This window comes from Megasphaera sp. NM10 (assembly GCF_000417505.1).
Taxonomy (GTDB): Bacteria; Bacillota; Negativicutes; order Veillonellales; family Megasphaeraceae; genus Megasphaera; species Megasphaera intestinihominis.
In genome coordinates this window covers 1-23,043 of sequence record NZ_APHY01000021.1, presented here as the reverse complement: position 1 = coordinate 23,043, position 23,043 = coordinate 1, and the positions used below count along the sequence as shown (strand labels likewise).

Below are 23,043 nucleotides of genomic sequence, written 5' to 3'. Positions count from 1 at the left end.
CAGCAAGCCGGAACATCGCTATCAGGTCAAAGCCCATCGCTCACGGACATGACGACCCTTGGGTAGAGGTTACCTTTACCCGGACATATTATCAGGACAAGACGGATTCTTTCTATCATTACCTGTCAGATGAATGGCTGGGATTGGATAAGTCTACGCATATTGAGCCATTTTGCCGAGCTCGTTTAGTCACACGTTCTGCGGATGTCAGTTATCGTAAGTCCGTTGCGCTTACGCCCCCGGCCCGTTTGAGTGGGCAAAGTGTTTTACAGCCTATTCGTAAATTAGGGACGATTCCCAATCAGGCGGAGGTGATGCCAGCAGCGAAACCAGGGATTCACAAGGTGTATGTGGAAGCCGACGAGGACCATGTAGCGATGCAAAAAGGTCATGCGAAAGAGATGAAGCTGATCAATGTCTATGAAACGAAAGTGCCCGTCTGCCAAGGACGCCGAAAGCTCCTCGGACGGCGTACTTTTTCTGGATGGAAAGCTCTGTCCCCATAAAGCCTTGACCCAGCCAGATGCTGCTAGCAGTACGGAAGGACACGTAAGCCATATACTGTCTGACCGGCTGAGCTCCCGGTGTATGGGATGGAGTCTCCTCGGAGCCGAACAAATCGCCCGGATGCGCACCTATATAGCGAATGGCGGTAATCTGGAAGCCTATGCGCGGAAACAATTCACAGCACATAGACAGACGACGAAACCCGAAGTCAATCAAGAAATATTGAAGAAAGAATGGAGCCGTCGAAAACTGCCGTATTGTACATACATCCCTGACAAAGCAGCTCATATGCCAGGTCGTGAATCCACCTCGACAGGTGAATGGATGCGACTCATAGAAAATGGTGGTTATCAGCATGTTATGTAACACTTATACCGAGGTCCTTCTTCTCATTCATAAAAATTCCCACAATATGTTGACACCGTCCCCACCTCTTAGGTGGTGGATGAATGGCGAGCTTGTGGTATAATATTAATAGCAGTTAGAACTTCTGCGAGAACAAAAAAGTATTTTCAACCAACGGTCTTTGAGCCGTTTTCGGAGGAGCACTCCCCCTTGCCGCAGCACGACGCCATAGGCGAATCGCGACGGGTAGAAAAGAAGTGCAAAATGTGTATCTACTCAAGTAAGCAGAACTTCGATTTCGAGGGACTGTGTAAGGGGCTTTTGGACAGCCCTTTGAGAATAAGGATATCCTGACAGCTAACTCCTTTGGAATAGGCTGTCAGGCGTTAGTCCATGTATCAAACTTCTCAAGAATCTCTCGCTTCTATAAGCGGGAGAGGTTCAATATCCTGACACTTTCTAGCATTTGTTGCTCCGCCGCCAGATGTGCTGGGCTTCAGCAGCTTTGATCAGGTCTTCGCGCACATCGGGATGAGCGATGTTAATCAGCGCTTCGGCCCTTTGCCAAGTAGCCAGCCCAGACAGGTTGGCTACGCCGTATTCGGTGACCATGTACGGCGCCTGGGTCCGCGGCGTCGTGATGATGTCGCCGGCGGTGAACCTAGACAGGATATTGGAATGACGGATGCCCTGCTTATCGACCCGGCTCGACGGCATGGCCAGGAAGGCTTTGCCGTGGTCGGCTGCATAGGCACCGGTCACGAAGTCCAACTGGCCGCCAGTCCCGCTGATGTGCCGCGTACCGGCCGATTCGGAGCAGACCTGGCCGTAAAGGTCGGCGGCGATACAGCTGTTGATGGAAATGAAATCATCGAGCTGGCGGATGGTTTCCGGATTGTTGACGTAATGCATAGGCGCTGACAGGACATCCTGATTGTGGTCCAAAAATTCATAGAGTTCCTTCGAGCCCATACAAATGGAGAAGACGCCTTTCCCCCGCTGGAAAGGCTTTTTGTCGTTGGTAATCTTGCCTGCCTTATACAGGTTGAGATAGCCGTCGCTCATGAGCTCTGTATGCATGCCTAAGTCCTTCAAGTCCGATTCGGCAATGAGGATACCCAGGGCATTGGGCATGCCGCCGATACCGAGCTGCAGGGTAATGCCGTCGTGCAGGTAGGGGAAAATATTCTCGGCGATCTGCTTGTCGATGGCACTCGGTTCCCGATTCGGCGCCAGGCTGACCGCTTCCTGGCTTTCGACGATGGCCTGGACTTTCGAAACGTGGATGTGGTCGCTGCCCATGCCAAAGACGACGGGCATGTTGGGATTGACTTCGACGATGATCGTTTCCGCCGCGTCGAGCATTTCCTGGGTACAGCCATTGGTCAGGCCAAAGGAAAAATTCCCGTGCCTGTCCATGGGAGCTACGGTGATCATGGCGACGTTAACCGGCGCAAAGCCCCGCGTATAATAGGAGCCGCAGTCGCGGAACAGCATCGGCTCATGGTAGGCCCGGCCGGCATCGAGATATTTCCGGTCGATAGCGGAACAATGCCAGAGATTATACGTAAAGGTCTCGTTTTCCGGGTCGGCTTCCAAAATAGCTACAGGGTGGCAGGAAATGGCATTGCGGACCTTGATGTCCTTCAAATCCCCCTGGCGCCGGGCCAGGGCCTTGTCCAGGGCCGTCGGATAAGCACAGCTCATGCCATAATCGACCCAATCGCCATCCTTGACGACCTGCACGGCCTGGTCAGCCGTACAGCATTTCCCTTTATATTCCTGATATACGTCCATGACCGGTCACCTCACTGTCTGGCCGCAGCCATACCGGCGTCAAAGGCTTTTAAGTTGATGTCGACAAAGGCTGGTTTCACTGTTTTGGCAATGATGCTCTTCCAATCGATATCATGGAGGCCCAGGGCTTCGATGAGGGCGCCCAGGAGGACGACGTTGGCACTCTTGGGATTGCCCAGGTCGGTGGCGATTTTCGTCGCATCGAGGTCCCGGACGGGGACGTGTTTCTTCAGTTCTGCAATGATGCCCTGGGGATACTGGCAGGCGCCGGAAAGGACGGGCAGGGACGGGATCTGCGTCGTATTGACGACCATCTTGCCGCCTTTCTTGAGGAAGCGGGCATAGCGGGCGGCTTCCATTTCTTCAAAGGAAACGAGGATATCCGCTGAGCCTTCGCCGATGATGGGCGAATAGACTTTTTTGCCGAAACGGACCTGCGTGCTGACGCTGCCGCCGCGCTGGCTCATGCCGTGAACTTCGGACATCTTGACATCGTACCCGTGTTCGATAAGGCCGATGGTGAGGATCTTACTGGCTAATATCGTGCCCTGGCCGCCGACACCGACGAAGAGTACACTCGTTACATCTGACATATTATTTATCCCCCTTTCTGGAAATGGCCTGAACCGGGCAGACCTGCATACAGACCGTACAGCCGACGCAGTCGGCCTGGGCAATACTGGATTTCTTGTTTTCACTGTCATAGCGCAGGGCCGGGCAGCCGGTGGAAAGGCATTTCTTACAGCCAATGCACGTATCCCTATCGACGACGCAAGGCGTCTTGTCGAGGTTGAACTGGGCTTTATCTTCTTTCGAGAACTTCTTGAGGACGCAGGGCCACTTGGTGATGATGACCGACGGTTCCTCTTCGATGGCAAAGGCCCAGTCCAACGTTTCTTTCATGGCCTTCAGGTCCAGGGGATTGACGGTACGGACGTTCTTGATACCCAAGGCTTTGACGACCGTTTCGACATCGATGAGCGTCGCCGGTTCCCCTTTGATGTTGTAGCCCGTCCCGGGGTTGTCCTGATGGCCGGTCATGCCGGTAATGCGGTTGTCCAGGATGACGCAGATGGCGTTGGAGCCGTTGTAGGCCACTTCGGTCAGGGAGTTGATGCCCGTATGGAAGAACGTCGAATCGCCCATGCAGGCGACAACCCGCTTCTTCTGATCACTGAGCTGGAGGCCATGGCTGAAGCCGTGAGCAACGGAGAAAGCACTGCCCATACAGACGGCCAGGTCCTTGGCGTTGAGCGGCGCCGACCCGCCTAAGGCATAGCAGCCGATGTCGCCGATCATGACCGTATCTTTCCGCTTGCCCAGTTCATAGAAGAAACCGCGGTGCGGACAGCCGGCACAGAGATCAGGCGGTCTGGGAACGAAACAGGAATCGGAGACGTCCACGCCGTGCTGCTCTTTCTTGAGGACGCCGGCCGATACGATATTGGGGTTCAGCTCGTCGATCTTGGGGATGACATCCTTGCCGTGGCAGGGAATCCCGGCCTGGCGTATCTGTTCTTCCATGAAGGGATCCAGTTCTTCGATGACGTAGAGTTCGTCGACCTTATCGGCAAAGGCTTTGATTTTCTGCATCGGCAGGGGATAGGTAAATCCCAGCTTCAGATATGAAGCCTGGTCGCCCAAGACTTCTTTGGCATACATATAGGCTGCCCCAGCGGCGACGATGCCGATTTTCGTATCATGCATCTCTACTTCGTTGAAGGGACAGATTTCGGAATAACCTTTCAATTTTTCTTCCCGTTCTTCGACGACATAGCGGCGTTTCTTGGAAATGGCCGGTACGGCATCCATTTTTTCCCGCTGTTTCTGATAGAGGACGGGCGGCACTTCCTGGCGGTCCTGTTCTTCGACGAGACTCTTGGAATGGCAGACGCGGGTCGTCATGCGTATCATGACCGGGACGCCATAGGTTTCGCTGACTTTATAGGCTTCTTTGGTCATGTCGATACATTCCTGCGAATCCGACGGCTCGAACATGGCGATTTTGGCAAACTTGGCATAATTGCGGTTATCCTGTTCATTCTGGGATGAATGCATCCCCGGGTCGTCAGCTGAAACGAAGGCAAAGCCGCCGTTGATGCCTAAATAAGCAAAGGTGAACAGCGGGTCGGCTGCGACGTTGACGCCGACCATCTTCATGGCTGCAAAAGAGCGGACGCCGGACATAGAGGCGCCGATGGCCGCTTCCATGGCCACTTTTTCATTTGGTGCCCATTCGGCATACATATCATCATATTTCGCGACATTTTCCAAAATTTCCGTACTCGGTGTTCCCGGATAAGCCGAAGCAAAGGACACGCCGGCTTCATACAAGCCTCTGGCGATGGCTTCATCACCGGTCAATAACTTTTTCATACTCCATACCTCCTCCATCGTTCGATCGGTTCATTATCTATTCACTAATCTATATGTAATATCCATGCCAATTCATTCCATGAGGTATATAAGCCATTTTCCCGAAGAGGGCCTTCGACGATAGGCTCATTAGGTAAAATACTTTTTACCTTCTTTACATTTATTTCGTATTTCTTTATGATGGAAAGAGAAACGGAGGAGGAAAGAAAATGGATACCATCGCTTTTTTGATTGCTGACGAGTTGATGCAGCAGTCTGTCTATACGATACTGCACATTTATAAAGATAAACTGGAAGCCCATGACATCACGACGACAGTCACGATCATCGACTTCCCCCATCTCATCGACCAGGCCCGCGGCCTGATACGCCAGGGCGCCAAAGTCATCATCACCAACAGCGGTTCCCACCAGATACTGACCAAGGCCATCGACAACGTGCCGATTCTCTGCCTTTTCAGTTCGACCAACGACGCCTTATATACACTGCGCTCTATTGCTCCGAAATACAAGCAGATCCACTTGCTGCTCAATGAGAACTTCATGTTCAACAAAGATGCCTGTCCGGAAGAGCTTCGCAAAAAAATCGTCTTCTATCCCCGCTACAGCCTGGATAAGACGCACTTAGAGCTGTTAGCGCGGGTCCGTCAGCTTCCGGTCACGCCGGATACGGCCATCGTCGGCTGTCCCCTGCTGCCCCAGATTGCCTATCCCAGTCCCATGCCGATTTATTCCATCAGGCCCAGCGAATCGACGATGCTCTCCGTCCTGCTCTACGCCCAGGAGCTCCTGGTCTTTCAAAGGAAGGACAATAAGCAGCTGTCCATGATGTCGTCCATCTTATCCCACGTCACAGACGGCATCATCCTCTATGCCAAGGGCGGCGCCATTTCCCACATCAATGAACGGGCTGCGTCCTTCCTGGGGATTCCGGTGACGACGAAGAACATGCGCGACATCTTTCCCGACTGGACCGAAGGGTCGAGCCCGTCTTTCCACGAGACGATTCTCCAGCGGCCGCCGTATACGCTCATCGCCAATTCTGACTTTTTCCTCATGGACAGTAGGTCCCAATACATCCTGACTATCCGCGACGTGACGGAACTGCAGCGCCTGGAAAAGAATATCCGCTACAAACTCTCCAAGACGGGACTGACGGCGACGCACCATTTCGAGGACATCAAGACCGTCGACGAAGGCATGAAGCACGTCATCCGCCAGGCCGAAGTCATGGCCCGGTACAACGCGCCCATCCTCATCCAGGGCGAGAGCGGCACGGGGAAGGAACTCTTTGCCCAGAGCATCCACAATGCCAGCGACCGCCGTCACGGTCCTTTCGTGGCCATCAACTGCGCCGCCCTGCCGACAGACCTCCTGGAAAGCGAGCTCTTCGGCTATGTTGGCGGGTCCTTTACGGGCGCCCGCAAAGAAGGCAAGGCCGGCCTCTTTGAAATGGCCCACAACGGGACGATATTCCTCGATGAAATCAACAGCATGGCGCCGAGCATCCAGTCGAAGCTCCTGCGCGTCCTGGAAACGAAGCAGGTCATGCGCCTCGGTTCGGACTACGTCATCCCCCTGGATATCCGCATCATCTCGGCCAGCAATGCCGACATCATCGCCGCTGTCCAGGCCGGCAGCTTCCGGCGCGACCTGTTCTTCCGCATCAACACCCTGCGCCTGAGACCTGCCGCCGCTGAACGAACGGCCTGACGACATCCTCTACCTCTTCGCTTACTTCCTGGAAAATTTCACCCATCGCCGGCAGCCCCTCAAGGCGTCATTAAAAAAAAGCCTCATCCAGCATGACTGGTGGGGCAATATCCGCGAGCTGCACAGCGTCGCCTTGCGCTATTATATTTTTGGCGATACTCTGGACGATGACTACGATACCTTATTCGATATCCCGGACGAGGCCCAAAAGAACGCCCTGCTGGATACGGCGTCCCTCCAGCTGAACATGAAGAGCCTGGAAAAGACGATCCAGCAGATTCTCATTGAAGAACTGCAAGAAAAAGGCTATAGCCAGAAGGATATAGCCAAATTGCTCAACGTATCGCGGCAGACGATTTTCAATAAGATGAGGCCTTAGCCTTTACGGCCTCCAGCGGCGCCGGATGCGGCTGTTGGGGATGTTCAATTTTTGCCGGAACTTGGTCACCGTCCGTCGGGCTACGGAAATCTGGGCAGAGGCAAAATATTCGGCCAAGTCCTGGTCCGAATAGGGGTGGTCCTTATCTTCGCTTTCGACGAGATCCGCGATTTTCCGCATGATAGCTTTATCGGATACGCTGGCCCCATCTTCTTTATCGACGGCATAGGCCGTAGCCAAAAAGGACTGCAGTGGATATACCTGGCCTTCAAAGAGGACGTAGCGGTGGCGGCAGACGCGGCTGACCGTAGCCGTGCTGAGTTTCGTCTCCTCGGCGATGTCTTTCTGCCGAAAGGGCTGCAAGGGCTTATGGTACAAGAAATAGTCTTTCTGGTGGCTCATCAGGCAGGTCACGACTTGTTCGATGGAATGATGGCGATAGGCCAGGGCCGAGGCCAGGTCATTGAAATCACGGCGGGCTTTGCGGATATAGACCAGGGTCTCCTTGTCGCCCTGGGCGGCGTACTGGTCATACAAGTCATCGCGAAAATAGACATCCGGTATCTCTTCCAACGAGCGCAGGGCCAGCTGGCCTTTCTCGTCGCAATAAATCTCCACGTCCGGCCGGATATAGACTTCTTCCTGGGTAATCTGGCCGGCCGGCTGGAGGGACAGGGTCTTGAGGAAATCGCGGATAGCCTGCAGGCCCGCTTCAGACAGGGCCAGGGAAGCCTGGATTTTCTGCCATTTCCCCTGGAGGAAGTCTTCATAATGCTGCGCCAGCAGGGCTTCCGTCTTGGCAGGGGCCTTGCGGCTGCGCCGGGTCTGGATGAGCAGGGCTTCGCGCAGATCCCTGGCGGCAATGCCCGGCGGGTCAAAGGACTGGACGAGTTCCAGCCCTTTTTTCATGTCTTCCGGAGTGAGATGATAAGCCGTGCCCAGGGAAGCCAGGTCGCCCTGGAAAAAGCCCTTATCGTCGAGGGAGCCGATGACCAGGCCTGCCGCCATCAGCTGCGGCCTGGGCAGGGACTGGACGCGGAGCTGGGCCATGAGCCGGGCTTCCGCCGGGCTTCCAGGGAATCACTGCGGCTGCGGAGATTGTCGATGGCCTTATCGCCCTTATCGCCGGCCGGCCGGACATCGTGATAGCGGATATCCAGCAAGGGATTGTCCGTCACCTGTTCCTGCAAAAAATCGGCCAGATCCTGGGCGTTGAGGGCCAGCATATGGATGGTCAGGCGCTGGACCTGCAATATTTTCGCTTTCTGTTCGAGTTTCAACGATAAGTTCGACATGACACGCCTCTTTCACGTAAAGAATTATTTTTTCACCATAGCCTCTAAGATACGATGGGCTTCGTCCGGTTCGTGGTCTTTGATGATGCGGCTCACCGTATCATATCCCAGGGCCCCGATATAGCTGCGCCAAAGGCAGCCGAAGCCTGGAGGTGCTGCCGGCACGAGTCTTCCCGGACTTCCAGTCCTTCGACACAGGCCGTCTGGAAGATGCGCACTGACCGGATGAGGAGCTGCAGGCTTTCCAGCAGGCAGTCGGCGATGAGCGGTTCAAAGGCATTGAGTTCAAATTCGCCGTGAGCGGCGGCCATGGCAATGGCGCTGTCGTCAGCCATGACTTTCATGGCGCACTGCATGACCATTTCCGGGATGACCGGATTGACCTTGCCCGGCATGATGGAACTGCCCTGCTGACGGGCAGGCAGGCGGATTTCGCCGATGCCGCCATGAGGGCCGGAATTCATGAGGCGCAAGTCGTTGGCGATTTTCATGAGATTGACGGCCAAGGCCTTGAGCAGGCCCGACACTTCGACGAAGACGTCGTTGTTCTGGGTCAGGTCGACGGGATATTCTGCCGCGGCCAGGCCGATGCCCGTCAGCTGGCGCAGCTGTTCGATGACTTCGTAGCGGTACTGCCGCGACGCCGTATCGGCCGTGCCGATAGCCGTGCCGCCGAGGTTGACCATGCGCAGGCGTTCCTCGATTTTATAGAGGCGCCAGCGGTCACGGGACAGGGCCTGGGCATAGGCGCCGAACTCTTCGCCTGCCGTCATGGGGACGGCATCCATGAGCTCTGTCCGGCCCAGTTTATATGTCTTCTCATAGGCCTGTTCTTTGTGCTGGAAGGCTTCCTGCAAGTCGGCACAGGCCTTGCTCAGCTCCCGCAGCTGGCGGATGGCGGCAATGCGCAGGGCCGTCGGATAGACGTCGTTCGTCGACTGGCCGCGGTTGACGTCATCCAGGGGATGGATGACGTCGTATTGGCCCGGCTTTTTCCCCAATATGACCAAGGCGGCGTTGGCGATGACTTCGTTGACGTTCATGTTCGTCGACGTACCGGCGCCGCCCTGCAGGGCCTCGGTCACAAAAGCGTCGTCGTACTGACCGGCCAGGATGGCATCACAGGCAGCGGCAATGGCCTGGTAAATCCCGTCTTCGCGCACACCCAGGCGGGCGTAGGTCAGGGCGGCGGCCTTCTTGACCGTCACCATGGCATAGATGAGCGGCATAGCCGTCCGCTTGTGGCCTAAGGGGAAATTTTCCAAAGCCCTGGCCGTGTTGATACCGTACATCGCATTTTCCGGCAAATCCACTTCACCTAGTACATCGCGTTCGATACGCGTGTGTTCCATCCGAATCCCTCCCAAAGTAATCGCCCCTACAAACTACAAACTACAAACTACAAACTACAAACTACAAACTACAAACTATTTTACACCAGCGACTGCAAATACGGGAAGACGCTGAGGCTGCGTTTCAAGATGCCCTGCATATAGGCGATGGCGATGCCGTAATTGGTAATCGGCACCTGCTGGTCGGCAGCGCATTTCATGCGGTACTGGACTTCCCGCCCGTTGAGCATACAGCCGCCGCAGTGGATGACCAGGGCATAGCCCGATAAATCGTCGGGGAAATCGCGGCCGCTGGCGGTTTCGATGCGGATATCCTTCTGCGTATAGTTGCGCAGCCAGCGGGGAATCTTGACCGTGCCGATGTCGTCGCATTGGCGGTGGTGCGTACAGCCTTCAGCAATGAGGACCGTATCGCCGTCGTGCAGTTTTTCGATGGCCGTGACGCCGCGGACGGCCGTTTCCAGCAGGCCCTTGTGCCGGGCCATGAGGATGGAGAACGACGTCAGGCGCACATCCAGCGGCGTGTCGGCCGAGACTTTGGCAAAGACCTGGCTGTCCGTAATGACCAAGGCCGGTTTCTGGCCCAGGCAGTCCAAGGTATGGCGCAGTTCATATTCTTTGACGACGATGGCGGCGCTGTCGTTGTCGATGATTTCACGGATTGTCTGCTGCTGGGGCAGGATGAGGCGCCCTTTCGGCGCGGCCGTGTCGATGGGAACGACGAGGACGACGAAGTCGCCGCCCTGGATGAGGTCGCTGACGATGGGCGCGGCTGTCTCAACGGGCTTCAGGCGGGCCAGGCGTTCTTTCAGTTCATGGATGCCCTCCCCTTTCAGGGCACTGACGTAGATTTCATGGTCCTGCGCCTGTCCGGGCCGCTCCAGCAGATCGGCTTTATTATAGACGACGAGATAAGGCAGGTTCTTTTCCCGGATGAGATTCAGGACTTCGTCATCGGCCGGCGTCCGCCCTTCGGCAGCGTCGATGATGATGACGGCTATATCCGTCTTGTTGAGGACCTGTTTTGTCCGCCGCACCCGTTCTTCACCCAGGGCGCCGACGTCGTCGAAACCCGGCGTATCGATGATGACGACTGGCCCTAAGGGCAGGAGTTCCATGGCTTTATAGACCGGGTCCGTCGTCGTCCCTTTCGTCGCCGACACGATGGACAGGTCCTGGCCGGTCACGGCGTTGACGACGCTCGATTTGCCGGCATTGCGGCGGCCAAAGAAGCCGATATGGACCCGTTCGCCTGACGGCGTATCATTCATCCCCATAGATATCGCTCCTTTCCTAAACCTGGAGCAGCTTTTGAGCTAACTCCCGATAAATCTGGCTGACCGGCAGGTCCGGGTCGCCTTCGACGACGGTCATGCCTTTATTTTCATAATACTGGATTTCCTTGCTTCTGGGAATATCGGCTACGATGGGCAGGCCGTGTTCATCGGCAAAGGCCTTGACCAGTTCGTATTCATCATCGACATTGCGCCGGTTGAGGATGATGCCCTTGACCTGGGCATAGCCGCGGCTCTTGAAGTTTTCGACGGCCTTGATGATATTAGCCGCTGCGTAGAGGGCCATCTTTTCGCCGGACGTGACGATGAAGATTTCATCGGCATAGCCATCGCGGATGGGCGCAGAGAAGCCGCCGCAGACGACGTCGCCCAAGACGTCATATAAGACGACGTCAGGCTGGAGCTTCTGGAAGACTTCCTGTTCGTCCATGAGGTCGAAAGTGGCGATGATGCCCCGGCCGGCACAGCCCAGGCCCGGCGTAGGGCCGCCCGTTTCGATGCAGAAGACGCCGCCGAAGCCTTCCCGGCCGATATGGTCGAAATCCGGTCCTTCTGTATGTTCCCGATAGTAGTCCATGACCGGCGTGACGGGATGGCCGTGCAGGAGGTTCAGCGTCGAATCGGCCTTAGGGTCACAGCCGACTTGGACGACTTTTTTCCCCATCATGGACAGGGCGGCCGACACGTTGGCTGCCGTCGTCGACTTGCCGATGCCGCCTTTCCCATAAATTGCAAATTTTCTCATAAGACTTCCTCCTCACGTCAATTTATTTTTCAGCCATGCCGAAAAGGACGGCCCGACGAAGATGGGCATATCGGCGTGATAATGCCGTCCCGAATAGGCTTCATGGGGCATGGAAATGAATTTTTCTTTTTCATCCGGCAGCAGCCGGGCGTAAATCGGGTCGGCAATGACCCGGCGGGCTTTGCGGCATTCCTGACGGATGACATCTTCGACGCTGGCCACTTCGACCTGTTCCAGGAGCCACCGCGGCGCATCGGCAAGGGGGCAGAGCATGCGGACGTCGGAAATGCCCATTTCCTGCTGGAGCATAGCCTTCATCGACAAGAGGTAGACCGGTTCGCCGATGACCAGGACGTCACAGGGCGTATCGGCGTAGACCGGCTCCGTCTTCCAGGCGTTGAGGTCGGCCAGGGCATACTGGGCTTTGATGTACTTTTCCTGTCCCGTAAAGCCTGTGAGATACGACGAATCGCAGTTCCGCAAGGCTTCCAGCCAGTCAGCCGTCCCCTTTTCACCCATGGGGATGCCGACGACATAAGGGATGCCGTAGGTATCGCGCATGTACTGGGCCAGGTAGAAGGCCGTCGACGACAGGACAGCGTTGACGTCGGCATTGGCCGCTTCGGCCAACGTGTCCAGGGTATCGCCCATGGACCACGAACTCTGCAGGGTAAAGCCGGCATCGGTGACGATTTGCTTGAGCGTCGTCGCATTGCCGACGACGGAAAAGTCCAGCGGCGTCAGGCCCAGGAGATTGACCCGTTTCGCCGGTTTCTGCGGCTTGCGATGAGGCGCCTTCAAAAAGGTCTTGGCCAGCCAGATATAGGCGCCGCCGGCACCGGGCAGGTAACTGTGGATACCGTCGGTCCGGAAGCCCAGCGTCGGCAGGCCCGTCCGGGCCGCTACCAGGCGCTCGATGGCCTTGAAGTCCGTGCCGATGGCATTCGGCATGGGACTGCCGCCGATGGCGACAAAGCGGGGATGGGCCGCTTCTACGGCTTCGGCGATATTGTCGATGAGGCGCTGGTCATTGCCCTGGATGGTATCGATTTCATTGATGCCCGATACGTAGACCATGCTCGGCGTATCGTACCACCGCGGTTCATCGTGCGTATCGTATGTCGAATTACAGCCGTCAGCATCGTGCATGACGATGAGGCCGCCTAATTCAAAGAGCGACGATGCAATGCCGAACATGTCGACGGCATACGTCGATAAGACGCGTTGTGCTTGTTTCAACCATGACACCCCCATGCTTTTATTTGAATGATATCCCGCATCTTGGGATTTTCGGCGGCATTGGCCTGGCCGATCAAATCTAAAATCTTCAACAGGCCCGTATAGCCATAGAAACCGCCGTTTTCAACGAGATTGACGAAATACTTCGTATCCGTGAAATAGGCTGCCATCTGGCCGATGGCCAGGACTTTCCCGTACTTCTTACTGTCGTCACGCGGCAGGAGGCGGCGCTTGAAATGCGACGTCGAACGCAGGGACAGGTCCGGATACTGTTCCCGCAGGAACTGGAACGTTTCCTTTTCATCAGGCGACATTTCGTCGAGATAAATGGCGTAGACGTTGAAACCGTGGGTCAAGAGGAACGCAGCCAGTTCCAAGGGCCGCGGCGTCGCCGTATAGTCGATGGCGATGTGCGTATCACCGACTTGTTCCCGCAGGGTTTGGACTTTTTCTTCGATAGCCTGTTCATAGGCGTCGCAATCGGGCATGGTCAGGCCCAGGGCATCCGCCGCCTTTTGCAGGTTGCGGCGCATCCGGCCGTACTCATAGGCATAGGGCAGGTACAGGGCCTGCTGGTCCAGGCGCTTGCCCATATCCTGAGCTGCCGGACCGGCATTTTCCAGGAAGTAAATGTTGGCCACCGATTCACCCATGGCCTTATATTCTTCATAAGTCTGGCAGGCAGCGAAATCGTGGATAGCATAGCCTCCCTGGCGGAGCATAGCCGTCAATTCATTGTCTTCGTCGACGGGATAGTAATTGACGACATAATTGACGGCCTTCTGTTTCGGCAGGGGCTGGACAGCCCGCACGAGCTGGCGCCGGCCGAGGATGTCCGGCGTATAGCGCCGCTGCAGGGTCGGAATCATATAGCCGTCGATGAAATCGATGTCGGGATATTTCTGGCGCAGCGTCCCGTAGACGACGCGCAGGTCGATATTGAGGAAGTGCTGCATACAGCTGGTAAAGCCTTCGATGCACTTCGGCCGCTCGGGCATATCGTCGATGATATGGGAAATGCCGTCGATCATCATTTCTTCCAGGTTGCCCTTTATCAGGTTCTCGTTCGTCAAGGTGACGGTAGAGAAGCGGCCGGCCCCGTCCGGGACTTCATCAGCCGACAAGACGACGCCGTGAAGGCAGCAGGCGCAGCAAACGTAGACTTCGTGGCAGCCAGGGATGAGCATGGGCGAATGGGCAATGGTCCAATGGCCCCGGGCTGGCGAAGCATATTTCAGGCCGATGTGGAAAGGCTTGGGAAACGACGCCTGGCTGATGGCGACTTCGGCGCCGTCTGGTGTGACGTGATACCGCGGCACCTGGGGTGAATGAATTTCATTTTCGTAAATCATGCTCTCCCTCCTCCTTAGCAGATGCGCGGCAGCAGTTCACCGCCTGGCGGCGGCAGCAGCGTTTCCGCGCCGATTTCCGTACGCATGATGACCCGGCCGGGCTGGTCGGCTGTAACTTCGCCGATGATGGCCGCATCTTTCGAATATTTGCCCTGGCGCAGGGTGGCGACAATATCGCCGGCTACGGCTTTGGGCGCAAAGATGACCAGCCGGCCTTCGCAGGCCAGGTAAAGCGGTTCCAGGCCGAGCATGCCGCAGACGCCGCGGACGGCCGGGTCGACCGGGATGGCCTGGCTGTCCAAGTGGATGCCGACGTGGCTCTGGCCGGCGATTTCATAGAGGACCGTACCGACACCGCCGCGGGTCGCATCACGGATGACGTGGATGTCCTTGGTCGTATCCAGCATGGCTTCGACAGTCCCCCATAAAGGCGCGCAGTCGCTGGTCACATCGGCATCGATGCCGAACTGGTTGCGGGCCAGGAGGATCGTGCAGCCATGGCGGCCGACGTCGCCGCTGACGATGACAGCATCGCCGGGACGGGCCAGGGTCCCCGACGTATGGACGCCGTCTACGATCTGGCCGATACCCGTCGTCGTAATGAACAGGTGGTCGACCTGGCCTTTCCCGGCTACTTTCGTATCGCCGGCGACGATGCGCACACCGGCTTCAGCCGCCGTCTTGGCCATAGCCGCCGCATATTCTTCGACTTTAGCCAGGGGGAAGCCTTCTTCGATGACGAAGGCACACGACAGATATAAGGGCTTGGCACCCATGCAGGACAGGTCGTTGACGGTCCCGCAGATGCTCAGTTTGCCGATATTGCCGCCAGGAAATTCCGGCGGCGAGACGATGAAGCCGTCTGTCGTAAAAGCCAGGTTAGTCCCGCCGATGGGCAGGACAGCGGCGTCGTCCCCGGTGAACTGGGGATTGGAAAAATGAGCTTTAAAGACACGGTCGATGAGTTCGGCAGTCTGTTTGCCGCCGGCGCCGTGGGCTAAGGTAATGACATCACTCATGTAAATTGCCTCCATATAAATAATAAGCCGAGCAGGCCCCTTCGTGGGAAACCATGCAGGCCCCTACGGGATGTTCCGGCGTGCAGACCTTGCCAAAGAGCGGGCACTGGGGCGGCGTGCATTTCCCCTGCAGGATATCGCCGCAACGGCAGGCCGGATTGGCGCGCCCTTCCATAGCCGGCACGCCGTATTTCTTGCGGGCGTCACAGACTGCAAAGGCAGGCCGCAGCTGCAGGCCCGACTGGGGGATGACGCCTAAGCCGCGCCATTCCGAATCGCACGGTTCCATGACTTCTTTTATCAGGGCCTGAGCGGCCGGGCTGCCTTCAGCCTTGACGACACGGGGATAGCAGTTCTTGAAGAAGGGCTTCCCCTGAGGGAATTTGACCAGGATGACGGCAAAGGCCGTGAGCAGTTCTTTGGCCGTAAAGCCGGCGACGACGCCGGATACGCCTTCTTTCAGCATGGCTTCGCCAGAGCGGGTCCCCATGACGGCGTCGACGTGGCCGGGATAGAGGAAAGCGTCGGCGCTGTCCTTCATGGCTTCATAGGCCATGGGCATGGTCTTGTTAGCCGTGAGCAGGGAAAAATTCGTCATCCCGTCGGCGACGGCCTGCTTGACAGCCAGGCACGACGGCGGTGTCGTCGTTTCAAAGCCGACAGACAGGAAGACGACGTCTTCGTCCGGATGCGCCTTGGCATAATCATAGGCGTCGAGGGGCGAATAGACGATTTCCACATGACCTCCCTGACTGCGGGCATCGGCCAAGCTCATCGTACTGCCCGGTACGCGCACGAGGTCGCCAAAGGTGCAGATCGTAACGCCTTTTTCCAGGGCCAGCCAGATGGCCTGGTCGATATAACCGACAGGCGTGACGCAGACCGGGCAGCCCGGCCCGGAGATGACGTCGACCTGGGGCGGCAGGATCTGGCGGATGCCCTGGCGGAAGATTTCATGCGTATGGGTCCCGCATACTTCCATAATGCGGATTTTCGGCCCGTCATAACTGCGGATAATATCCAGGGCCGTCCGCTTCTTTGCTTCTGCCATCAGTTCAGGTCCTCCAGGATATCGTCTGTTTCGTCGGCATCATTATCGGTAATCTTGGCGATAGCCATGCCGGCGTGGACCATGACGTAATCGCCAGGATCGAGTTCGTCGATAAGAGCTGCCGATACTTCCCGTTTAGCACCGGAAGCATCGACGAGAGCCATTCCATTCTGTATTTTCATAACACGTGCCGGTAACCCTACACACATGATAATTCCTCCTTTATGTATAATCAATTAATTTCGTTCATCGAACAACGGGCAACCTCTCAGACCGCCTGCGGCGGCCAGCTCCCCTATCAGGGGAGCCTTGCGGGCCTACGAATACATGCACGACGTGTACACCATCAGTCCGGACGGGCAACCTCTCAGACCGCCTACGGCGGCCAGCTCCCCTATCAGGGGAGCCTTGCGACCTGCGACCTGCGGCCTGCGGGCCGCCTTCCAGGCGGCCCCTACGTATATGCGGCGTGAACGGCCTGTCCTAAGGCGATACCGCCGTCGTTGGGCGGGACCGTGCTGTGCTTGAGGACGGTGAAGCCAGGTGCTGCAGGGTCTGGTCGCAAAGGCGCAGGAGCAGGCGGTTCTGGAAGACGCCGCCGCTCAGGGCCACGGCGTGCAGTCCCGTTTCTTCCTGCACGGCCAGGCAGGCCCCGGCAATCATGGCGGCCAGGCCCCGATGAAATGCATAGGCCAGGCAGCCGGCCGCTTCTCCGGCCAGGCGGCCTTCCAGTATCTGCCGGACCAGGACACCCGTCGGCAGGAGCAGCCGCTCTTGGCCATGGATGGGCGCCATGGGCGTCACATCCGGTGCGGGACGGTCTTTTTCCCAGGCCTCAGCGGCAAACTGGAGGGCCATCGACGCCTGGCCTTCAAAGGTCGAAGCCCGGCAAATCCCCAAGATAGCGCTGATGCCGTCGAAGAGGCGGCCGGCACTGGTCGACAAGACGCTGTTGATCTGCTGGTCAGCCAGGAAGAACTGGGCCTGCCGTTCGGCTTCACTGCAAAGGTGCAGGGCTTCGATCATGGACGCCGCCTGGCTCCGGTCCTTCTGCAAGCTGTCGATGAGGCTGACGGCAATGCGCCAGCCCTCGCGGGCCGATGCGTCGCCGCCGCGCTGCCAGAAAGGCTGGATTGACGCAGACCGCTGAAAGCCATGGACGTCACTGACCAGGACTTCGCCGCCCCAAATCGTCCCGTCTGTCCCGTAGCCGGTACCGTCAAAGGCGATGCCGATGACCGGTTCTTCCCAGTCGTTTTCAGCCATGCAGGACAGGATATGGGCATAGTGATGCTGGACGGCGACGACGGGCAGGCCCAGTTCATGGGCTACGGCCGTCGTGTTATAGCGCGGGTGCAGGTCGCAGGCGACGACAGACGGCTTGGCTTCGAGGAGCGTCGTCATGCGCCGGATGGACTGGCGCAAGGCTTCGACAGTCCGTATATCGGCCATGTCGCCGATGTACGGCGAAGGATAGAACAGGTGATTGCGGCCGATGCAGAAACAGTTCTTCAATTCCCCACCGATAGCCAGGACATCCTTGCCGCTTCCCTTTCCATAAAAGAAAGGCAGCGGCGCATAGCCCCGAGAGCGGCGTATCATATAGGGCTTGCCGTCATACCAGTCCATGACCGAATCATCAGCCCGCAGGCGAATGCGGCGGTTGTGGCTCAGGATGAGGTCGCAGAGGCCGGACAGTTCCTGCCGCGCTTCGTCGTCATCGTGACAGATAGGCGCACCGGACTCATTGGCGCTGGTCATGACCAGTGCATCCGGTACGGCGAGGCCGTCGTCATAAGTAAAGAGCAGCAGATGGAGCGGCGTATAGGGCAGCATGACGCCGACAGACGGATTGCCCGGCGCAATGGACGGCGCCAGGGTCTGACTGCCTTTCTTGGGCAGTAAGATAATCGGCTTCTGATGGCCGTCGAGGACGTTTTCCGCCCCGTCGGGAATGATGCACTGCCGGCGCACGGCGTCGAGGTCCTTCATCATGACGGCAAAGGGCTTCACAGGCCGCCGCTTGCGCTGACGCAGGGTCTGGACAGCCTGTTCATTGCGGGCATCACAGCAGAGATGGAAGCCGCCGATGCCCTTGACGGCGATGATTTTTCCATCAATAATCGCCTGTCTGGCCGCAATGATGGCCAGACGGCGCCGTTCGGGCCGGTCCAGGAGATAGACTTCCGGACCGCAGTCGTTGCAGCAGACCGGCTGGGCATCGTAACGCCGCGTTTCGGCGTGGGTATATTCATATTCGCACTGGGGACACATGGGGAACTCGCCCATACTCGTCCGTTCGCGGTCGTAAGGCATGGCATCGAGGATGGTCAGCCGCGGGCCACAGGCCGTGCAGTTGATGAAGGGGTGGAGATAGCGGCGGTTGGTCTTATCGAAGAGCTCCGCTTTGCAGGCATCGCAGATAGCAATGTCCGGCGACACGAAGATATCGCCTTTTTCCCTGGCGCTCTCGACGATGGAAAAATTCTCGTACGGCGGCCGGTCTTCCGTCGTCGTGACGACTTTCAGGATAGCCGACCGTTCAGGCGCCTTGCTTTCCAAATCATCGTGGAAGGCCATCAGGCCGCCGGGGAACCTTGGGCCAGGATTTCCACATAAGAGCCCTTATTGCAGACCGTCCCGTGAATGGCATGAGCCGCCGCGATGCGGCTGACAAAGGGCCGGAAGCCGACGCCCTGGACGATGCCAAAGACACAAATCCGTTCCGTATGCATCTTATCCCCTCCCGGACACGGCAAAATGCGGAAAATCAACGTATTGGCCATGGAAGTTCGGCAAGGCCCGGCGGAAATAGGCATCGCCGAGGATGATGTCGAACTGGTCGTTGTCGGCCAGGCGGCGCAGGTCGTCTTCTTCACGGAGCCGGACGCAGTCCGTCCCCTGCGGCTCAGGGAGCCCCATGAACCACGAAGCCGTCGTCACGTAAGCGGCACCGGCTTCTTCGGCCATGGCGGCCATAGCCGAGGCAGCGACAGCCTGATGGATGATGAGGACGTTCTTGCCAGAAAAGAGATTGTCGTCAAAATCGACGACGGCATCGAGGCCGAAGTAATGGAGCTCATAAGGTGTCCCGAAGGTCTTCTGCAGATATTGAGCGGCCTTCAGGCCGGCCGGCGAAAGGACCAGATTGAGGGAGGCCTTGCCGGCCTTGCGGTAATCGTCGATTTCATCGAACAAGAGAATCTGCTGCCAGCCGTCTTCGACCAGGGACTGGCTGATCCATTCGATATCGCCAGGGTGCATCAGTTCCAGGGGAACAGCGCCGAGGACGCCGACTGTATCGGCTTCGGCCTGCTGCGACGAGTCGGCCAGGACCGGGAATAAGGCGTCGTAGGCCTTTTCGATGCCCTTGTCGTAGTAATCCATGCCCGTCGTATCGACTGTGACGACTGGGATGGACAGCTTCTTTTCAGCCATGTGCTTCAAGGCCTTATAGTCTGTGCCGATGACCGACGGGACCGGCGTCCCGACGATGGCGGCAAAGTCGGCATCAATCGTTTCGGCAGCCTGGCAGAGTTTATCGACCAGGCGGTCGTCGCGGCCGAGGATGGCGTCCATATCGCGCAGGCCGGCACTGAAGACGGCACTCTTTTTCCCACTGAACCAGCGCGGTTCATCGAAACCGCAGATGTTGCCGGCACAGCCGCCGGCATCGCAAATGACGACGATGCCGTTCAGTCCGTAGAGGACGGCCGCCGCGCCGGAGTCGTCCGGTGCAAAGGGTGAAATATATTTCCATAAACCTTTCATGGATGTTTCCTTTCCAACAAGGCCTGCTCCAGCCGCTGTAACAGCGAAATGACTCCGGCATAACCGAAGGGCTGGATATCTTCATCCCACGAGAGATGGGCGGCCTGTTCATGATAATATGCGGCATCTTTGCCGATGGTGACGTCGACAGGATGGTCCTGTCCCCGGTAATAGAGCATGGACGGCGACAAATTGGAGTATACCTGCGTATCCGGGCTCAGCTGGGCCAGGTGGCGCAGGTAGACGAAATCGTCCGGCCCCAGGTTGGCGTAGATTTCGCGGATGACGAAACCGTAGCGGGTCAGGGCCAGGGCCATTTCAAAGGCGTTGCCGTTCTGCATCTCGCCGATGGCCACGGTCGTGCCGCTGCATTTTTCCCGCACAGCCCGAACGACGGCCTGGGCCCGTTCATGCCAGGCACTGTCATCGATGGTCGTCCCCAGTACCTGAGCCAGGGCCTGATACTGTTTGTGGATCTGGGCGACCTGGTAGAGACGGGTCAGTTCGATGCTGGGAATACCCAGGCGCTTTTCCATATCCTGGGCAGCCAGGCGCGCTTCCGGATTGAGGATGATGTTGACGTTGGCCTGGGACATGGCCTTATAGGCGGCAAAGTCGGGACAGCGGGAAATCTCATTGATCTGATTAAAGCCGACGCCTCTCAGGATGTCGTACAACTCGCAATCGTCCTGCAAGGGCGCGAAATAGCCCAGGAGATTGACCGTCCGGCGGCGGCGCGGCTGTTTTTCCAGCAGCGAATAAATGGCCCGGCGGACGTCGACCATCGGCGGCTTGCGGCCTTCCCGGGTCAGAGCGTACATGTAGCAGGGCACGACGGGCAGGCCCGCTTCCTTTTCGGCTTTGCGGCAGACCCGTTCCATATCGGTCCCCAGAAGGGCGTCGACACAGGTCATGCAGATCATGACGACTGACGGCTTTTCAGCCAGGCTGTCGACGACTTCACAGACGGCCTGGGGGATTTTCTTCAGATGGCGGCCCGTGACGATGTCCGTTTCATCCATGATATAGAAGAAGAAACGGTCGCTGTACCCGCCCATTTCGCTGAGGATCGTCGTATTGCGGCCACAGCAGCCCGGTCCGACCAGGAGCATGACCGATCCGGGAATGGACAGGCCTGCCCGTTTGACGCCGAAGCCCTGGGCCCCAGGCGAGTTGAAGGCCAGAGCAGCCGGAGAATTATAGATGAGGTGCGTCGACGTGACGAGTTCAGCCGGGATATCATCGCGGCCGCGCGTCACCAGGTCCTGCACGGTGATAGCATAAGGTTTTCGTTCTGTCATAATCATTCCTTGTCTTGTAATAATTTTTGGGCCAAATCGAGGAAGATATGGCTGATAGGCAGGTCCGGATCGCCTTCGATGACGGTCTGGCCCAGATCTTCATAGCGGTTGATGTCGTCGCTGCGGGGAATGTCGCCGACGATGGAAAGGTGAGCCTTTTCGGCAAAGGCCCGGACCTTCGCTTCTTCGTCGGGGACGTTGCGGCGGTTGAGGAGGATACCCCGGACCTTGGCATAGCTGCGGTCGGCAAAATTGGCCACAGCCGTATTGATGTTGTTGGCTGCGTAGAGAGCCATTTTTTCGCCCGATGTGACGATGAGGACCTGTTCCGCATAGCCTTCGCGGATAGGCGCTGCAAAGCCGCCGCAGACGACGTCGCCCAGGACATCGTACAGGACGACGTCGGGCTCATATTTTTCAAAGAGGCCTAAATCTTCCAACAGAGAAAAAGTGGCGATAATGCCCCGGCCGGCACAGCCCAGGCCCGGCGTAGGACCGCCCGTTTCGATACAGAGGACACCGCCATAGCCGATGCGGGAAATATCCTCGATGGATTCTGGATCTTCGTCGTGTTCCCGCAGATAATTCATGACCGGCTGGACGGGATGGCCGCCGAGCAGATTGAACGTCGAATCGGCCTTAGGGTCACAGCCGATCTGGATGACTTTCTTGCCTAAATAGGCGAAGGCAGCGGCCAGATTACTGGTCATCGTCGATTTCCCGATGCCGCCTTTGCCGTAAATCGCAATTTTCAGCATACGCGCCTCCTACTGCGGCATAGGCGGGTAAATCGTCTTGGTGCTGACTTCCGGGAGCATCCCTAATTTCCCCGACAAAGCGCTGATGACGTCTTGCGGCGCATCGACGATGAGGCTGATGACGTTGATATCCTTATCCTTATAAGGGACCCCCATGCGGCCGACGACATACTGGCCATATTCATGCAGGATCTCATTTAATTTAGTCGATTCCTGGCGATTCCCTACGATAATACCGATTAAAGCGACTCTCGTTTCCATATTCGTACCTCCTAAAGAAAAAAGGGGCTGTCGCACGTGCGACGCCCCTTTTTGAGTTTTAAGTTTCCAGTTTGTAGTTTTTAGTGAAGGTCTTTGAATTGAAAGCCCTCATCTACAAACTATAATCAAAAGGGACCACGCATGATGGCAGAAGCCTCCGTGCGACAGTCCCTTCGGATAATTGTGCTTTCGCCTCATCTGCGCAGTCAAGTCTTTGCAGAGGAGCACGGTTGCTTCATAGATGAAGTTTTCCGTCAGGCAATCCTTACGGAGCACTTATTTACCCTATTATTATAACAGATTTAGTCTACTTTGGCGAATACTCACCTATTTTTTCCGCCCAAAAAAGCGCGGTACTTTTCATTGAACGTGGCCTTGTTCAATTCCTTTTCCCAGCAGGCGACGACGACCGTAGCCATGCAGTTGCCACAGACGTTGCAGATCGTGCGGATCATGTCGAGGAGGCGGTCGATGCCCAGGAGGAGTGG

The 23,043-nt window shown here is 57.1% G+C and carries 24 protein-coding genes and 1 pseudogene; 5 read left to right on the top strand and 20 right to left on the bottom strand.

Annotated elements, in window-relative coordinates; all coding sequences use genetic code 11:
- A partial coding sequence (locus NM10_RS13250) for a UPF0236 family transposase-like protein (protein ID WP_020310450.1) occupies positions 1-506 on the top strand: 506 nt, incomplete at its 5' end.
- Positions 507-627: 121 nt separating this feature from the next.
- On the top strand, positions 628-873 hold the full coding sequence (locus NM10_RS14440; protein ID WP_239639610.1) for a hypothetical protein: 246 nt from the start codon (positions 628-630) through the stop codon (positions 871-873).
- Positions 874-1,311: 438 nt separating this feature from the next.
- Here the strand turns inward: NM10_RS14440 and NM10_RS04675 are convergent, their stop codons facing one another.
- The 3 genes from NM10_RS04675 to iorA are packed head-to-tail and all read right to left on the bottom strand — an operon-like array spanning position 1,312 to position 5,025.
- Positions 1,312-2,649 carry an acetyl-CoA hydrolase/transferase family protein gene (locus NM10_RS04675; RefSeq protein ID WP_020310449.1) on the bottom strand — a complete coding sequence of 446 codons (1,338 nt, stop codon included), beginning with the start codon at positions 2,647-2,649 and terminating at the stop codon, positions 1,312-1,314.
- 11 nt (positions 2,650-2,660) lie between these two features.
- A complete protein-coding gene (locus tag NM10_RS04670; protein ID WP_020310448.1) occupies positions 2,661-3,242 on the bottom strand; it encodes an indolepyruvate oxidoreductase subunit beta in 582 nt (193 codons plus the stop codon).
- Position 3,243: 1 nt separating this feature from the next.
- Positions 3,244-5,025, bottom strand: coding sequence for an indolepyruvate ferredoxin oxidoreductase subunit alpha (gene iorA / locus NM10_RS04665; RefSeq protein ID WP_020310447.1), 1,782 nt, complete (start codon positions 5,023-5,025; stop codon positions 3,244-3,246).
- A gap of 209 nt (positions 5,026-5,234) precedes the next feature.
- Between iorA and NM10_RS04660 the strand changes: the two genes are divergently transcribed.
- The 3 genes and pseudogenes from NM10_RS04660 (at position 5,235) to NM10_RS14435 (ending at position 7,116) form a co-directional block, all read left to right on the top strand.
- The gene (locus NM10_RS04660; RefSeq protein WP_020310446.1) at positions 5,235-6,737 is read left to right on the top strand and encodes a sigma 54-interacting transcriptional regulator; all 1,503 of its coding nucleotides are present in this window, start codon (positions 5,235-5,237) and stop codon (positions 6,735-6,737) included.
- Positions 6,712-6,837: pseudogene (locus NM10_RS15260) on the top strand (hypothetical protein); the annotation flags it as partial. The gene NM10_RS04660 and the pseudogene NM10_RS15260, both read left to right, overlap by 26 nt.
- Positions 6,838-6,870: 33 nt before the next feature.
- Entirely contained in the window at positions 6,871-7,116 is a 246-nt protein-coding gene (locus NM10_RS14435; RefSeq protein WP_020310445.1) for a helix-turn-helix domain-containing protein, read from the top strand.
- Positions 7,117-7,119: 3 nt separating this feature from the next.
- Here the strand turns inward: NM10_RS14435 and rpoN are convergent, their stop codons facing one another.
- From rpoN to NM10_RS13770, 17 genes are all read right to left on the bottom strand, one after another.
- Positions 7,120-8,166 carry an RNA polymerase factor sigma-54 gene (rpoN, locus tag NM10_RS04655; RefSeq protein WP_020310444.1) on the bottom strand — a complete coding sequence of 349 codons (1,047 nt, stop codon included), beginning with the start codon at positions 8,164-8,166 and terminating at the stop codon, positions 7,120-7,122.
- A complete protein-coding gene (locus tag NM10_RS04650; RefSeq protein WP_020310443.1) occupies positions 8,124-8,411 on the bottom strand; it encodes an RNA polymerase sigma-54 factor in 288 nt (95 codons plus the stop codon). Before NM10_RS04650 ends, rpoN begins: the two co-directional genes overlap by 43 nt.
- Before the next feature lie 92 nt (positions 8,412-8,503).
- The gene (locus NM10_RS04645; protein ID WP_020310442.1) at positions 8,504-9,763 is read right to left on the bottom strand and encodes an aspartate ammonia-lyase; all 1,260 of its coding nucleotides are present in this window, start codon (positions 9,761-9,763) and stop codon (positions 8,504-8,506) included.
- Positions 9,764-9,843: 80 nt separating this feature from the next.
- Positions 9,844-11,040, bottom strand: a complete 1,197-nt coding sequence (gene hydF, locus NM10_RS04640; RefSeq protein WP_020310441.1) for a [FeFe] hydrogenase H-cluster maturation GTPase HydF — start codon at positions 11,038-11,040, stop codon at positions 9,844-9,846.
- 16 nt (positions 11,041-11,056) lie between these two features.
- Positions 11,057-11,803: a nucleotide-binding protein gene (locus tag NM10_RS04635; protein ID WP_020310440.1), complete on the bottom strand. Its 747-nt coding sequence runs from the start codon at positions 11,801-11,803 to the stop codon at positions 11,057-11,059.
- A 12-nt stretch (positions 11,804-11,815) separates the two neighbouring features.
- Positions 11,816-13,051 carry a nitrogenase component 1 gene (locus NM10_RS04630; RefSeq protein ID WP_239639612.1) on the bottom strand — a complete coding sequence of 412 codons (1,236 nt, stop codon included), beginning with the start codon at positions 13,049-13,051 and terminating at the stop codon, positions 11,816-11,818.
- Complete coding sequence (locus tag NM10_RS04625) at positions 13,039-14,394, bottom strand: nitrogenase component 1 (protein WP_020310438.1); 1,356 nt, start codon at positions 14,392-14,394, stop codon at positions 13,039-13,041. Before NM10_RS04625 ends, NM10_RS04630 begins: the two co-directional genes overlap by 13 nt.
- A 14-nt stretch (positions 14,395-14,408) precedes the next feature.
- Complete coding sequence (gene hypE / locus NM10_RS04620; protein ID WP_020310437.1) at positions 14,409-15,413, bottom strand: hydrogenase expression/formation protein HypE; 1,005 nt, start codon at positions 15,411-15,413, stop codon at positions 14,409-14,411.
- Positions 15,406-16,464, bottom strand: a complete 1,059-nt coding sequence (hypD, locus tag NM10_RS04615) for a hydrogenase formation protein HypD (protein ID WP_020310436.1) — start codon at positions 16,462-16,464, stop codon at positions 15,406-15,408. Before hypD ends, hypE begins: the two co-directional genes overlap by 8 nt.
- Positions 16,464-16,673 (bottom strand): HypC/HybG/HupF family hydrogenase formation chaperone, encoded by a 210-nt coding sequence (locus tag NM10_RS04610; protein ID WP_020310435.1) that lies wholly within the window; start codon positions 16,671-16,673, stop codon positions 16,464-16,466. Before NM10_RS04610 ends, hypD begins: the two co-directional genes overlap by 1 nt.
- A 274-nt stretch (positions 16,674-16,947) precedes the next feature.
- Complete coding sequence (hypF, locus tag NM10_RS04605; protein WP_239639608.1) at positions 16,948-19,044, bottom strand: carbamoyltransferase HypF; 2,097 nt, start codon at positions 19,042-19,044, stop codon at positions 16,948-16,950.
- A complete protein-coding gene (locus NM10_RS14430) occupies positions 19,044-19,199 on the bottom strand; it encodes an acylphosphatase (RefSeq protein WP_020723998.1) in 156 nt (51 codons plus the stop codon). The genes hypF and NM10_RS14430 overlap by 1 nt, the downstream gene beginning before the upstream one ends.
- Before the next feature lies 1 nt (position 19,200).
- Entirely contained in the window at positions 19,201-20,235 is a 1,035-nt protein-coding gene (locus NM10_RS04600) for a nitrogenase component 1 (RefSeq protein ID WP_020310434.1), read from the bottom strand.
- Complete coding sequence (locus tag NM10_RS04595; protein WP_036201012.1) at positions 20,232-21,536, bottom strand: nitrogenase component 1; 1,305 nt, start codon at positions 21,534-21,536, stop codon at positions 20,232-20,234. Before NM10_RS04595 ends, NM10_RS04600 begins: the two co-directional genes overlap by 4 nt.
- A 2-nt stretch (positions 21,537-21,538) precedes the next feature.
- Entirely contained in the window at positions 21,539-22,294 is a 756-nt protein-coding gene (locus NM10_RS04590; RefSeq protein WP_020310432.1) for a nucleotide-binding protein, read from the bottom strand.
- A gap of 9 nt (positions 22,295-22,303) precedes the next feature.
- The gene (locus NM10_RS04585; RefSeq protein ID WP_020310431.1) at positions 22,304-22,555 is read right to left on the bottom strand and encodes a TM1266 family iron-only hydrogenase system putative regulator; all 252 of its coding nucleotides are present in this window, start codon (positions 22,553-22,555) and stop codon (positions 22,304-22,306) included.
- A 323-nt stretch (positions 22,556-22,878) separates the two neighbouring features.
- Positions 22,879-23,028 carry a hypothetical protein gene (locus NM10_RS13770; RefSeq protein WP_256378957.1) on the bottom strand — a complete coding sequence of 50 codons (150 nt, stop codon included), beginning with the start codon at positions 23,026-23,028 and terminating at the stop codon, positions 22,879-22,881.
- Positions 23,029-23,043 lie beyond the last annotated feature (15 nt).

Bases quoted from the DNA above. Each gene is read 5' to 3' on its own strand.
- rpoN (WP_020310444.1), bottom strand. From the start codon at position 8,166: ATGGCCCAGCTCCGCGTCCAGTCCCTGCCCAGGCCGCAGCTGATGGCG.
- NM10_RS04635 (WP_020310440.1), bottom strand. From the start codon at position 11,803: ATGAGAAAATTTGCAATTTATGGGAAAGGCGGCATCGGCAAGTCGACG.
- NM10_RS14430 (WP_020723998.1), bottom strand. From the start codon at position 19,199: ATGCATACGGAACGGATTTGTGTCTTTGGCATCGTCCAGGGCGTCGGC.
- NM10_RS04675 (WP_020310449.1), bottom strand. From the start codon at position 2,649: ATGGACGTATATCAGGAATATAAAGGGAAATGCTGTACGGCTGACCAG.
- NM10_RS04585 (WP_020310431.1), bottom strand. From the start codon at position 22,555: ATGGAAACGAGAGTCGCTTTAATCGGTATTATCGTAGGGAATCGCCAG.
- iorA (WP_020310447.1), bottom strand. From the start codon at position 5,025: ATGAAAAAGTTATTGACCGGTGATGAAGCCATCGCCAGAGGCTTGTAT.
- NM10_RS04660 (WP_020310446.1), top strand. From the start codon at position 5,235: ATGGATACCATCGCTTTTTTGATTGCTGACGAGTTGATGCAGCAGTCT.
- NM10_RS04650 (WP_020310443.1), bottom strand. From the start codon at position 8,411: ATGTCGAACTTATCGTTGAAACTCGAACAGAAAGCGAAAATATTGCAG.
- NM10_RS04595 (WP_036201012.1), bottom strand. From the start codon at position 21,536: ATGACAGAACGAAAACCTTATGCTATCACCGTGCAGGACCTGGTGACG.
- hydF (WP_020310441.1), bottom strand. From the start codon at position 11,040: ATGGGGATGAATGATACGCCGTCAGGCGAACGGGTCCATATCGGCTTC.
- NM10_RS04670 (WP_020310448.1), bottom strand. From the start codon at position 3,242: ATGTCAGATGTAACGAGTGTACTCTTCGTCGGTGTCGGCGGCCAGGGC.
- NM10_RS04600 (WP_020310434.1), bottom strand. From the start codon at position 20,235: ATGAAAGGTTTATGGAAATATATTTCACCCTTTGCACCGGACGACTCC.
- NM10_RS04645 (WP_020310442.1), bottom strand. From the start codon at position 9,763: ATGGAACACACGCGTATCGAACGCGATGTACTAGGTGAAGTGGATTTG.
- NM10_RS04625 (WP_020310438.1), bottom strand. From the start codon at position 14,394: ATGATTTACGAAAATGAAATTCATTCACCCCAGGTGCCGCGGTATCAC.
- NM10_RS04610 (WP_020310435.1), bottom strand. From the start codon at position 16,673: ATGTGTGTAGGGTTACCGGCACGTGTTATGAAAATACAGAATGGAATG.
- hypE (WP_020310437.1), bottom strand. From the start codon at position 15,413: ATGAGTGATGTCATTACCTTAGCCCACGGCGCCGGCGGCAAACAGACT.
- hypF (WP_239639608.1), bottom strand. From the start codon at position 19,044: ATGGCCTTCCACGATGATTTGGAAAGCAAGGCGCCTGAACGGTCGGCT.
- NM10_RS04590 (WP_020310432.1), bottom strand. From the start codon at position 22,294: ATGCTGAAAATTGCGATTTACGGCAAAGGCGGCATCGGGAAATCGACG.
- NM10_RS14440 (WP_239639610.1), top strand. From the start codon at position 628: ATGCGCACCTATATAGCGAATGGCGGTAATCTGGAAGCCTATGCGCGG.
- hypD (WP_020310436.1), bottom strand. From the start codon at position 16,464: ATGGCAGAAGCAAAGAAGCGGACGGCCCTGGATATTATCCGCAGTTAT.